At 47.2% G+C, this 12,387-nt stretch carries 12 protein-coding genes; 4 read left to right on the plus strand and 8 right to left on the minus strand.

What is annotated here, in order from left to right; all coding sequences use genetic code 11:
* On the plus strand, positions 1–95 hold a 95-nt coding region (locus CIK96_RS02915), incomplete at its 5' end, for an IS3 family transposase (RefSeq protein ID WP_144007458.1).
* A 24-nt stretch (positions 96–119) separates the two neighbouring features.
* Here CIK96_RS02915 and CIK96_RS13170 read toward each other — a convergent pair.
* The 8 genes from CIK96_RS13170 to CIK96_RS02950 form a co-directional block, all read right to left on the minus strand.
* The gene (locus CIK96_RS13170) at positions 120–257 is read right to left on the minus strand and encodes a hypothetical protein (protein ID WP_158214821.1); all 138 of its coding nucleotides are present in this window, start codon (positions 255–257) and stop codon (positions 120–122) included.
* A gap of 12 nt (positions 258–269) precedes the next feature.
* A complete protein-coding gene (gene prfA / locus CIK96_RS02920; RefSeq protein ID WP_094390924.1) occupies positions 270–1,379 on the minus strand; it encodes a peptide chain release factor 1 in 1,110 nt (369 codons plus the stop codon).
* Positions 1,380–2,543 carry an AIR synthase-related protein gene (locus CIK96_RS02925; protein ID WP_094390925.1) on the minus strand — a complete coding sequence of 388 codons (1,164 nt, stop codon included), beginning with the start codon at positions 2,541–2,543 and terminating at the stop codon, positions 1,380–1,382. It abuts the gene before it with no gap.
* Between the two features lie 27 nt (positions 2,544–2,570).
* Complete coding sequence (locus CIK96_RS02930; protein WP_094390926.1) at positions 2,571–3,317, minus strand: shikimate dehydrogenase; 747 nt, start codon at positions 3,315–3,317, stop codon at positions 2,571–2,573.
* A gap of 16 nt (positions 3,318–3,333) precedes the next feature.
* Positions 3,334–4,065, minus strand: a complete 732-nt coding sequence (ubiE, locus tag CIK96_RS02935) for a bifunctional demethylmenaquinone methyltransferase/2-methoxy-6-polyprenyl-1,4-benzoquinol methylase UbiE (protein WP_094439548.1) — start codon at positions 4,063–4,065, stop codon at positions 3,334–3,336.
* A 3-nt stretch (positions 4,066–4,068) separates the two neighbouring features.
* Positions 4,069–5,016, minus strand: a complete 948-nt coding sequence (locus tag CIK96_RS02940; RefSeq protein WP_094435892.1) for a phosphoribosylaminoimidazolesuccinocarboxamide synthase — start codon at positions 5,014–5,016, stop codon at positions 4,069–4,071.
* A gap of 2 nt (positions 5,017–5,018) precedes the next feature.
* Positions 5,019–5,963 (minus strand): PhoH family protein, encoded by a 945-nt coding sequence (locus CIK96_RS02945; RefSeq protein ID WP_094439550.1) that lies wholly within the window; start codon positions 5,961–5,963, stop codon positions 5,019–5,021.
* 828 nt (positions 5,964–6,791) lie between these two features.
* Positions 6,792–8,111, minus strand: coding sequence for an ATP-binding protein (locus tag CIK96_RS02950; protein ID WP_094439552.1), 1,320 nt, complete (start codon positions 8,109–8,111; stop codon positions 6,792–6,794).
* 631 nt (positions 8,112–8,742) lie between these two features.
* On the opposite strand from CIK96_RS02950, the gene CIK96_RS02955 reads away from it, so the two are divergent.
* The 3 genes from CIK96_RS02955 to CIK96_RS02965 are packed head-to-tail and all read left to right on the plus strand — an operon-like array spanning position 8,743 to position 11,401.
* Positions 8,743–9,363 (plus strand): HAD family phosphatase, encoded by a 621-nt coding sequence (locus tag CIK96_RS02955; protein ID WP_094390931.1) that lies wholly within the window; start codon positions 8,743–8,745, stop codon positions 9,361–9,363.
* 16 nt (positions 9,364–9,379) lie between these two features.
* Entirely contained in the window at positions 9,380–10,201 is an 822-nt protein-coding gene (gene panB, locus CIK96_RS02960) for a 3-methyl-2-oxobutanoate hydroxymethyltransferase (RefSeq protein ID WP_094435884.1), read from the plus strand.
* A gap of 15 nt (positions 10,202–10,216) precedes the next feature.
* The gene (locus CIK96_RS02965; protein WP_094439554.1) at positions 10,217–11,401 is read left to right on the plus strand and encodes an MFS transporter; all 1,185 of its coding nucleotides are present in this window, start codon (positions 10,217–10,219) and stop codon (positions 11,399–11,401) included.
* Positions 11,402–12,387: the final 986 nt, after the last annotated feature.

Raw genomic sequence — 12,387 nt, forward strand, 5'->3', positions numbered from 1 at the left:
TGGAGGAATATATCTCGTACTATAACAACAAGAGAATTAAGCTTAGGCTCGGCATGAGTCCTGTACAATACAGGAAACAACATCAAAACAAATAAGATAAACCGTCCAACTTTTTGGGGTCACATCATTTTTGGAGGTTCTTTTTGCTGGTCTGTCGTACGTTTCATAGAGGTTATGAGGTTCACGAATTCCTCGGCGGCAACAGTCTTCTTGTTGTCATCCTTCTCGTCGTTTCGTCTGGTATAAAACTGTCCCATGTTATTATTGATTTAGAGTTCGTTCTCCTTCATGCGCTCGGCATTCTCTGCTACGGTGAGGGCATCGATCATCGCCTGGATGTCTCCGCCGAGGAATCCCTGTAGGTCGTGTGTCGTATAACCGATACGGTGGTCGGTGACACGACCCTGTGGGAAGTTATACGTACGGATCTTGGCAGAACGGTCTCCGGTAGAGACAAGCGATTTTCTACGTGATGAGATGTCATCCACATATTTCTGATGCTCCTTGTCGTAGATGAAGGTATAGAGGCGCGACAACGCACGCTCTTTGTTCTTAGGCTGGTCACGGGTCTCCGTACACTCGATGAGGATCTCTTCGGTCTCACCGGTATTCGGATTCTTCCACATATAACGCAGACGCACACCCGATTCTACCTTGTTCACATTCTGTCCTCCTGCACCGGAACTGCGGAAGGTGTCCCATTTGATCTCTCCTTCGTTGATATGTACTTCAAACTTATCGGCTTCGGGAAGTACGGCAACAGTGGCGGCACTGGTATGCATACGACCCTGGGTCTCGGTAGCTGGTACACGTTGCACGCGGTGTACACCCGATTCGTATTTCAGCGTACCATAGACATCAGCACCGCTCACGGCAAAGTCTATTTCCTTAAAACCGCCTACTGCACCTTCCGATACCGAGGTGATGGAGAGGTTCCATCCCTTCGAGTCGCAATAGCTCTTGTACATCTTAAAGAGGTCACCGGCAAAGAGGGCTGCCTCATCACCTCCTGTTCCTGCGCGGATCTCCATCTGCACATTCTTGGCATCTTCCGGATCTTTCGGGATGAGGGCGATCTTGATCTCTTCTTCCAACTGGGGTTGGAGGCGCTCGTTCTCCGAGAGTTCCTCACGTGCCATTTCCTTCATCTCCGCATCGTCCTCATTGGCAAGGATATCCTTGGCTTCCTTGATACTGTTCAGACAGGCGATATAACGCTTGCGGGCATCCATGATATCTCCCAAGTCTTTGTATTCCTTGGTGAGCTTGACAAAACGGTTCTGGTCGGCAATGACAGATGGGTCGGTGATGAGTGTTGACACTTCCTCAAAACGTGCCTCTAGTCCGTCGAGTTTCTGTAATATGCTGTTACTTTCCATTTAGTAGTTGAATGTTCCGAATTCTGATTGTATAGTAAGACTCTTCTGACCTTCTTCGATATGGCCCACGACCTGTGCGTCGATGTTAAACGACTTACTGATGGCGATGACGCGTTCTGCCACTTCTGGACGTACGTAGATCTCCATACGGTGTCCCATATTGAATACCTGGTACATCTCACGCCAGTCGGTGCCCGAACATTCGTGGATGGCATGGAACAATGGGGGGACGGGGAACATATTGTCTTTCACTACACGACAGTTGTCGCTCACGAAATGCAATACCTTGGTCTGGGCTCCACCGGTGCAGTGTACCATGCCGTGTATCTCTGGGCGCAACTCATCAAGGAGCTTCTTGATGACAGGAGCATAGGTGCGGGTGGGGGAGAGCACGAGCTGTCCGGCATCCACAGGGGATCCCTCTACAGCGTCGGTCAGTTGGTATTTACCGCTATAGACGAGTTCGTCGGGGACGGCATGGTCGAAACTCTCAGGGTATTTCTCTGCCAGGTATTTGGCAAACATATCATGGCGTGCTGACGTCAGTCCGTTACTGCCCATACCGCCGTTGTAACGCTTCTCGTAGGTGGCTTGGCCTGTTGACGACAGTCCTACGATGACATCACCGGGACGGATATTGGCATTGTCGATGACATCGCTGCGCTTCATGCGGCAGGTGACGGTAGAGTCCACGATGATGGTGCGCACCAAGTCGCCCACATCGGCTGTCTCACCACCTGTGGGATAGATGCCGATTCCCATCTCACGCAACTCTCCCAAGAGTTCGTCGGTGCCGTTGATGATGGCGGAGATGACCTCACCGGGAACGAGTTTCTTGTTGCGTCCGATGGTCGAACTCACCAGGATGTTGTCAACGGCTCCTACGCAGAGCAGGTCGTCGGTATTCATCACGATGGCATCCTGTGCGATACCCTTCCAAACACTGAGGTCACCAGTCTCCTTCCAATAGAGGTAGGCGAGTGATGACTTCGTTCCTGCACCGTCTGCGTGCATGATATTACAGTATTCGGGATCCCCTCCTAATATATCGGGGATGATTTTACAGAAAGCCTGTGGGAAGACTCCTTTGTCGATGTTCTTAATGGCGTTGTGAACATCTTCTTTGGCGGCACTGACACCGCGCATCATATATCTGTTGTCCATAATCTAATATTTAAATAGGTGGTTGTCTTATTTCTCGTGCCAGAACTCCCAACTGGCAAAAGCTTGCAGCAGGAGCATCTCCAGGCCGTTCTTCACATTGGCTCCACGCGCTGCTCCTTTCTTCATGAAGAGGGTCTCGTCGGGATTGTAGATGAGGTCATAGAGGATGGTGTGGCTGTCCATCGCGTCATAGGGCAGCATCGGACAGGCCTCGGTCTTGGGATACATGCCCACAGGGGTGCAGTTGACGATCACATTATATTCCTTGATGACATCAGGGGTGATGCGTTCATACTGTATCGTGTCGGGGCGCTCGTATCTGCTGACAAACACGGTCTCAAGTCCAAGGTTATGCAACCCGTAGTTGACGGCCTTCGACGCTCCTCCTGTACCGAGGATAAGGGCTTTCTTATGCCATTTCTTGTCGAGCATGGGTTCTATACTCTTCGTGAATCCTATCACGTCTGAGTTATAACCCTTCAGCGTGATCTCTTTCCCCGTGTGTGTCACCCGTATCACGTTGACGGCTCCGATGGCGCGTGCCTCTGGAGAGATGGTGTCCAGGAAGGGGATGACCTTCTCTTTATAGGGGATGGTCACATTGAGTCCTTTGAGGTTCGGGTTGGAGTCGAGTACTTCGGGAAGTGAGTCGATGGTCGGAATTTCAAAGTTCTCATAAACTGCATCGATGCTTTCATCAGCAAATTTCTGATTGAAATAGCTGATGGAGAAGGAGTGGCCAAGGGGATAGCCGATGAGTCCGTATTTATCCATTTGTCTATGTATTGTTCTATTTCGTTGCTTGATACATGGTGCAGATGCCGAAGGTCAGTCGTCGGAAGGAGGCTTCGGCAAATCCTGCTTTCTTCAGTATTCCTACCATCTGTTCTCCCTGTGGGAATGCCTCGATTGTACGGGTGAGGTACGAATAGGCGGAACTGTCTTTAGAGATGAGTCTGCCATAGAGGGGGAGCACGGTATGGGAGTAGAGGTGGAAGAGTTGGCGCATGGGGAATGCCACGGGGGTGGTGAGTTCCACGATACTCAGATGGCCTCCGGTTTTCAATACCCTGCAGATCTCTCGGAGTCCTTGGTCGAGGTCTGCGAAGTTACGGATGCCGAAGGCTGCCGTCACGGCATCGAAGGTATCGCTGTCGTAGGAGAGGTGCAGACAGTCTTCTTTGTGAAACGAGATGATGTCCTGCAGGCCTTCCTGCTCCACTTTCTGACGCCCGATCTCCATCATGCCCTCGCTGATGTCTGCCCCTATGAGTGTGGTGGGCTTCAACAGCTTGGCGGCTAAGATGGCGAAATCGCCTGTTCCTGTGGCAATATCGAGGATGGTCTGTGGCTGATAGGGTGCCAGTTGACCGATGGCTTTCTTCCGCCATCCCCGGTCTATGTCCCACGAGAGACGATGGTTTAGGGTATCGTAGGTGGGAGCGATGTTGTCAAACATCTGCTCCACCTGCGTTGTCTTCTCGCCCTCGTGATAGGGCTTGATCGTCTCTTGCTGATACATCCTTTATCTTGTCTTCAGATAGTTGGCAACATTCTTCTCGATGCGTGCAGCGATATCGTCGTTGTCGCTGGCCTTGACAAATTTCTCTCCGGTGATATGCTCATAGAGTTCGATATAGCGCTCGCTGACGCTCTCTGCATAGGCATCGGTAATCTCTGGCATGGTCTGTCCGGGCTCGTTCATGAAGTTATGTTCGATGAGCCACTGGCGTACAAACTCCTTCGACAACTGCTTCTGGGGCTCTCCCTTCTCAAATTTCTCTTCGTAGCCGTCAGCATAGAAGTAACGTGAGGAGTCGGGGGTGTGGATCTCGTCGATGAGATATACCTTTCCATCGCGCTTTCCAAATTCGTATTTGGTATCTACGAGGATGAGGCCCTGCTTGGCGGCAATCTCCTGTCCGCGTGCAAAGAGGCGACGGGTGTAGTCTTCCATCACAGCATAGTCTTCTGCTGATACGATACCCTGTGCGATGATCTCCTCGCGTGAGATATTCAGGTCGTGACCCTCATCAGCCTTTGTTGTTGGGGTGATGATAGGCTCTGGGAAACGCTGGTTCTCCTTCATGCCTTCGGGCAGTTTCACACCGCAGATCTCTCTGCATCCGTTCTTGTAGTCTCTCCATGCCGAACCGGTGAGAATGCCTCTGATGATCATCTCCACGCGAAAACCTTCACATTTCAGACCGACAGTCACCATGGGGTCTGGTGTGGCGAGTTTCCAGTTGGGGCAGATGTCGCTGGTGGCATCGAGGAATCTCGCTGCAATCTGGTTGAGCACCTGTCCCTTGAAGGGAATACCTTTGGGCAGGATTACGTCAAAGGCCGAGATACGGTCTGTGGCAACCATGACCATCAGGTCGTCGTTGATGTTGTAAACGTCGCGTACCTTTCCGTGGTACACACTCTGTTGTCCTTCAAAGTTGAAGTCAGTCCTTGTTAATGCTTTCATCTTTATTTGGTTTTTTTATCAAACTTCTCGTAGGCGTTGACGATACGTGTCACGAGTTTATGGCGCACGATATCTTTTCTGTTGAGTTCCACCACGCCTATTCCTTCGATGCCTCGCAGGATGGAGAGCGCCTCTTTCAGTCCGCTCTTCTGTTCGTGTGGCAGGTCTATCTGTGTCATATCACCGGTGATGATCATCTTGGTGTTCCATCCCATGCGTGTCAGAAACATACGTATCTGCTGGGGGGTGGTGTTCTGTGCTTCATCCAGTATGACGACCGCATCAGACAGGGTGCGTCCGCGCATAAACGCCAATGGCGCGATCTGTATGATGTGCTTCTCCATCATATCCTGCAGTTTCACCTGTGGCAACATATCCTCCAGGGCGTCATAGAGTGGTTGCAGGTATGGGTCTATCTTATCTTTCATGTCACCGGGAAGGAATCCCAGTTTCTCGCCGGCTTCCACGGCAGGTCGTGACAGAATGATTTTCTTCGCTGTCTTCTCTTTCAGAGCTTTCACCGCCAGGGCGATAGAGAGGTATGTCTTTCCCGTTCCTGCCGGTCCCACGGCAAACACCATATCGTTATCGTTATAGGCATCTATCAATGCCTGTTGGTTCTCCGACCGTGCCTTGATAGGTCTTCCTGCCATAGAATAGCAGACGACACCGTCCGGTACTTCGTCCTTGGTACGGTGTCCTTTCACGATATCGAGGATGTCCTCTGCTTGCAGTGCATTGAATTGCAGCACGTGTTGTCTTATTTTCTCGGCACTCTCTTCAAATGCCGCCATTTGTTCCTCATCGCCAAGCACTCTGATCACATTGTCTCGTGCCACAATGCGAAGTTTAGGAAACAGCGCCCTCATCATCTGCAGATGTGCGTTCCCTGCTCCATAGAACACCACAGGATCAATATCCTCTAATACTATATGTTTCTCTATCAAAATCTTCCTTTTTTCAATTTCGTTGCAAAGGTACGAATAAGTGAGCGGAATACAAAAAGAAAACTCGGTTTTCTTTTTTATTCCCGAACGAGAGTACCTTGGATTGCAAATCAAAGGTACGATTAAGCGAGCGAAATACAAAATAAACACGCGTTTATTTTTATATCCGAGTGAAAGTACCTTCGATCGCAGGTCAAAGTTAGTGCAAATCGAGTGAAATACAAAATAAACCCCGGTTTATTTTTATTTCCGAGATGCCGCCTACCTTCGCCTTCAGGTCAAAGTTAGTGCAAATCGAGTGAAATACAAAATAAACCCCCGTTTTCCTTTTTTATTGTGCTCCGGTAAAAAATCCACGGATCACACAGAAGACACGGAGTTTTTAGTGTTTATAGGTTAAAGGTTATAGTTTAAAGGTTATAGTTTAAAGGTTATAGGTTATAGTTTAAAGTTTAATGTTTATAGATTCTAGTTAAAGATTATTTTCAAGATTTTATTTAAGATTTCGAGCCTGTAAGGCGATCCCCATAAAAATCCTTCCCAGAAGCGAGGAACTCGAGCGCATTTTTGTCAAAGATTATAGTTAAAGATTATATTTATGGAGGCTAATTGAATTGAATTATTTCTTGCGAAGCAACATCTCATAAAAGATTTCCTCCAAAGATTTCTTGCCGACAGGCAACCCCAAACCATCCGTCTAAATTCCGTCTAAATTGGCTACGCCTTTGTTTTCTCGCCACGGCATAATTAAAGCGAGCTTTATTCTGCTCATGGCTTAACGAAAACAATCCGATGATCCGATGATCCGATGATCCGATGATCCGTGGATTACATATCCTCCATCGACAAACCTTGGTATTCAATATTGAATTTCTTGAATTTACCTGTAGTCTGAAAGAAATGCTCAGCTTTATCTTTTAAGATACCGAGGTTGATATCCTGGGCTTGGCGTTTTACCTCATAAAAAATAACTTTCTTTTCCAGTTCATCGGCAGCGATAATATCAATTTCGTTCTCGCCTTTTCTGTCCCACCAGGAAGCAATCTGAGTATATTCTTCACTTTCTATCATCTTTGCCGTAAAATATCTTTCCAGAACCTTACCGGTGTATGTGGTGTAGTTCTTGTCAATAAGCATCTTTAGTTTTTTATTAGCGCCAACCTCTATCATATATCCATATTTATAGATGTAGCGAAACCAAACGCGAAGGAAGTTGTCTTCTATCTGATAACGTATGTTTCGATTGGTCTTTTGAAACATCGGGGTATAACGGGATATCAAGCAATAGTCATTCTCCAGTTTGGTGAGATAGCCCGCAAGTTCTGTTTTCATGATACTTTCAATTTCACTACGAGTCGTGTGACCAGAAGCGATAAGTTGTAATATCTCGAAATAACGGGCATAGTCTTTGCCAAATTCTTCTATCAGCATATTTTTCCCTTCGTATATGAAATAAGAGTTTTTGGCAACAAACCTCTCTGTCATCTCTTCCTTGGTCGTGGCTCCTGTATCCATCATCATTTCAACATATTCTGCCACACCGCCAGTGTAACTGTATAGTGCCAGTAAATCTTCGTTGGTGTAGGATGGATTATATGTAGAGAGAATTTCCTTAATGACAGAAGGGGGAAATGGAGTGACTTTTATTTCTCCAGTCTGCCTGCCGTAGAGAGGTTGTTTGTTGTTTTTAAAGATGATGTTCATCAACGAATAAACAGAACCGCAGACCACGAGATTGATATGAGCTTCCTGTTTGTTGAGATCCCAAATCTTTTGCATGTCTGAAAAGATTGAGGGATTAACCCGCTTGAAATCTTGAAACTCATCAATGACGAGTGTGATAGGACGAGTCTTGGACAGTTGCAGCAGATATTTAAAAATGTCTGCAAAACGTGTAACCTCGCCGAGAATAGGAAGCTGTAGCTTGCTTGTCATCTCTTCGATAAAATCTCTGCAGAGCTCTGCTTCTGATTTTCTTGCAACAAAAAAATACAGCATATCCTGCACATCCTCGTATGCTTTTATCAACAAGGAAGTCTTTCCGCTACGTCTGCGTCCAGTCACGATAGTGAAACGAGCCGTTTGCAAAGACAGGTTTCTTGTTTCTTGCAACTCTTTTATTTCGTTATCTCTTCCAAAAAATTTCATAATACTACATATTTAGAACTTCTTTTTCGATGGAAATTTTTCCGAAACCGCCATTTCTGAAACAGCGGTTTCGAATGCAAAGATAATAAAATTACTTGAATATCAACCTGTTTATTCGTCGTTTTAAGTTTTTTTATTTATTCCCTTCAGGTGTACTCCGGAAAATAATCCACGGATCACACGGAGAACACGGAAAAAATTCTAGTTGAAGATTATTTTTAAGATTATAGTTAGGATGTCGAGCCTGTAAGGCGATCCATTATAAAATTCTCCCCAGAAGCGAGGAACTCGAGCGCATTTTGGTCAAAGATTTTAGTTAAAGATTTGTTTTATGTTGCTTACGCAAGAAATCTTAGAGGAAATCTTCATGTAAAATCTAAGGACCTAAACGGTCCAGAAATCTATTTAAGATTCTATTTCCCTAAAATATTTCTTGCGAAGCAACATCTTAAAAAAGATTTCCACCAAAGATTTCTTGCGCTCGCGCAACAAAAAAAATATCCGTTTAAATTCCGTTTAAATTCCGATGATCCTTGTCCTCCGTGAGACATAATAATTTAAAGTGAGAGATTTTCTTGGTTGTTGCTTATAAAATATGTACCTTTGCAGCCGATTTTAAGATAACAACAACATGAAAGCAGCATTATTCGACTTGGATGGAGTCGTCTTCGATACAGAACCCCAATACACAATCTTCTGGGGACAACAGTGCAGAGAGTTCCATCCAGAACACCCCGGACTGGAACACGAAATAAAAGGCCAGACACTCGACCAAATCTATGACGCATGGTTCGATGGACCCCTGAAAGACAAACGAACCCTCATCACAGAACGCTTGAATAAATATGAAGAGGAGATGGACTATCTCTATGTGAAAGGCTTCGAACAGACCATCAAACTACTGCGTAGCCATGGCGTGAAGACCGCTGTCGTCACCAGTTCCAACCAAGCCAAGATGGAGAATGTCTATCGCCGACATCCTGAGTTCAAAACCTATTTCGATGCCATCCTCACTTCCGAGGACTTCGAATACTCCAAACCGCATCCTGACTGCTACCTGAAGGCAGCAGCACGCTTTGGGGTTAACCCCACCGACTGCGTGGTCTTCGAAGATAGCTTCAACGGACTGCGCTCCGGACGTGCCGCAGGCATGACTGTCGTGGCACTGGCTACAACCAATGCACCGGAACAGATTGCACCACTCAGCGATGAGGTTATCAAAGACTTTAGCGAATATATTCCAAAACTCTAATAATTAATAAGATATAATGGCAGGATATTTGGTTAGTGACACCCGAAAAGTCACATCATGTCGATTAAAGGAAATGAAACAAAAAGGTGAGAAAATTGCCATGCTCACCTCTTACGATTTTACGATGGCAGGTATTGTCGATGGGGCTGGCGTTGATGCCATCCTCGTTGGCGATTCCGCTTCTAATGTCATGGCTGGCAATGCCACCACACTCCCCATCACCGTCGATGAGATGATTGTCTATGCTCGTTCGGTGGTAAGAGCTGTCAAACGTGCCTTTGTGGTCTGCGATATGCCCTTCGGTAGCTATCAGGTGACTGCCGATGATGGTGTACGCAATGCGGTACGCATCATGAAAGAGACAGGTTGCGATGGCGTGAAGATAGAGGGTGGGGCAGAGATTGCCGATATGATACGCCGCATCGTCGGTGCGGGCATCCCCGTAGTGGGTCACCTCGGTCTCACCCCACAGTCTGTGAATGTCTTCGGTGGCTATGGACTGCGTGCGAAAGAGGAGGCTGAGGCTGCCAAACTCCTGGCTGATGCCCATGCCCTTGAAGAGGCTGGCTGCTGTGCTGTCACCCTGGAGAAGGTTCCTGCTGCACTTGCCACACAGGTGTCTCGCGAACTCACCGTTCCTACCATCGGTATCGGTGCAGGTAATGGCTGCGACGGACAGGTCCTCGTGGTACACGATATGCTGGGAATGAACAAGGGCTTCAAACCGAAGTTCCTCCGCCATTACGCCCAACTCCATGATACCATCACCGATGCTGTAGGACAGTATGTGGGTGATGTGAAAACAGGCGATTTCCCCAACGATAACGAGTCTTACTAATCGCACTATACCCCGATGAACGCACAGAATACCCCTGTTCATATCCGCCTCTGGCATAGAGAGTTCTGGCAGATGGCTTTAGCAAACCTGCTGTTGTCTATGTCGGTCTATATCCTCTATCCGCTGTTGCCGCAATGCTTGGAGGATAACGGACATTTCACGGCGGTAGAAACAGGGGGATCTATGGCGGTCTTCGCCTTGGGCTTGTTCCTCTTCGGTCCCTTCTGTTCGTTCCTTGTGCAGCACTATCGGCGCAACAAGGTATGCCTCTGGTCTATCGTCATCATGGCGACATGTCTTGGTGTCCTATGGTATCTCTTTGACGGTGGGTGGCCCTCTGCCACCTTCCCCCTCGTCATGCTGTTGCGATTGGTACAAGGTGCCACCTTCGGTTTGGCACAGATGATACTCTCCAGCACCCTCGTCATCGACACCTGTGAGTCCTACCTCCGTACCGAGGCAAACCACAGCATGTCGTGGTTCGGACGTTTCGCCCTGTCCCTCGGTCCGTTGGCAGGTCTTTTTGCCACCCGCCATTTCCACATGCCTGTTCCTGATGCTTTATGGATGGCGGTAGGCTGTGCCTTATTCGCTTTCCTGTTGATCCGCATGGTGAAATTCCCGTTCCGTGCCCCTTCCGATCATGTCACTTTGTTCAGCACCGACCGTTTCTGGTTAGGCAGTGGCTTCATCCTTTTCGTCAACCTGCTCCTCATCTCCGTGGCAGTAGGTATGGTCCTGGCATTAGCCACCACCATCGATTTCTATGCCGGTATCATGGTTGGCTACCTCTTCGCCCTGTTAGCCTGTCGTTTCGTCTTCCGTGATGCAGAACTCAAGAGTGAGGTTGTCAGTGGCCTCATCCTGTTCTTGGCAGCCCTCCTCCTGTTGATGGTACGTCCCACAGCATCCTCCGACTTCATCGCTGCCGCCCTGATAGGCATCGCCATCGGCCTCATCGGTTCCCGTTTCCTCCTGTTCTTCATCAAACTCAGTCGCCATTGTCAGCGTGGCACCTCCCAGAGCACCTATATGCTGGCATGGGAGAGTGGCATCGCCCTCGGCGTCGGCATCACCTACGCCCTCCCTGCCTCCCGCTACACCACCTCCCTGACCACCTCCCTGATCCTCGTCTCCCTCGCCATGCTCATCTACAACCTCTACACCCACCGCTGGTTCGAACACCACAAAAACCGGTAATCTTTCAACCTCTAACGATAACCTTAACCCTAACAACACGGAGTGTTTAGTTTATAGGTTATAGGTTATAGTTTATAGGTTAGTGGTAATGGGTTATAGGTTAGTGGTTATAGTTTAAAGTTTATAGGTTATAGTTTAATGTTTATAGATTCTAGTTAAAGATTCTCTTTGAGATTTTCATTAAGATTTCGAGCATCTCCGATGCGATCCCCAAGAAACCCCTCCTGCAAAGCAACGTACTGTTGCGTATTTTCGTCAAAGATTATAGTTAAAGATTATATTTATGGAGGCTGAATGATAGATTATTTCTGGCCATAGGCCATATTTTATTAAAGATTTCCTCCAAAGATTTCTTGCGAAGCAACCCCAAAAACATCCACGGACCACACGGAGAACACGGAAAAAAGATTCTAGTTAAAGATTCTTCTATAGATTCTAGTTAAGATTTCGAGCATCTCCGATGCGATCCAAAGTAAAACCCTCCCCAAAAGCGAGGAACTCGAGCGCATTTTGGTCAATGATTTTCTTTAAAGATTATAGTTTCTTGGTAATTGAATTATTTCTTGCGAAGCAACATCTTAAAAAAGATTTCCTCCAAAGATTTACCTATGGTTTGTTTTGTCGTGACTCAGCATAGTGAAAGCGCGCTCTCACTCTGTCTTCGCTACTCCAAAACATCTTGCGAAGCAACCCCAAAAACATCCACGGACCACACGGAGAACACGGAAAAGAGATTCTAGTTAAAGATTCTTCTAAAGATTCTAGTTAAGATTTCGAGCATCTCCGATGCGATCCAAAATAAAACCCTCCCCAAAAGCGAGGAACTCGAGCGCATTTTCGTCAAAGATTTTAGTTAAATATTTGTTTTATGTTGCTTACGCAAGAAATCTTAGAGGAAATCTTCATGTAAAATCTAAGGACCTAAACGGTCCAGAAATCTATTTAAGATTCTATTTCCCTAAAATATTTCTTGCGAAGCAACATCT

Origin of the sequence: Prevotella sp. P4-98 (assembly GCF_002251405.1) — a bacterium.
GTDB lineage: Bacteria > Bacteroidota > Bacteroidia > Bacteroidales > Bacteroidaceae > Prevotella.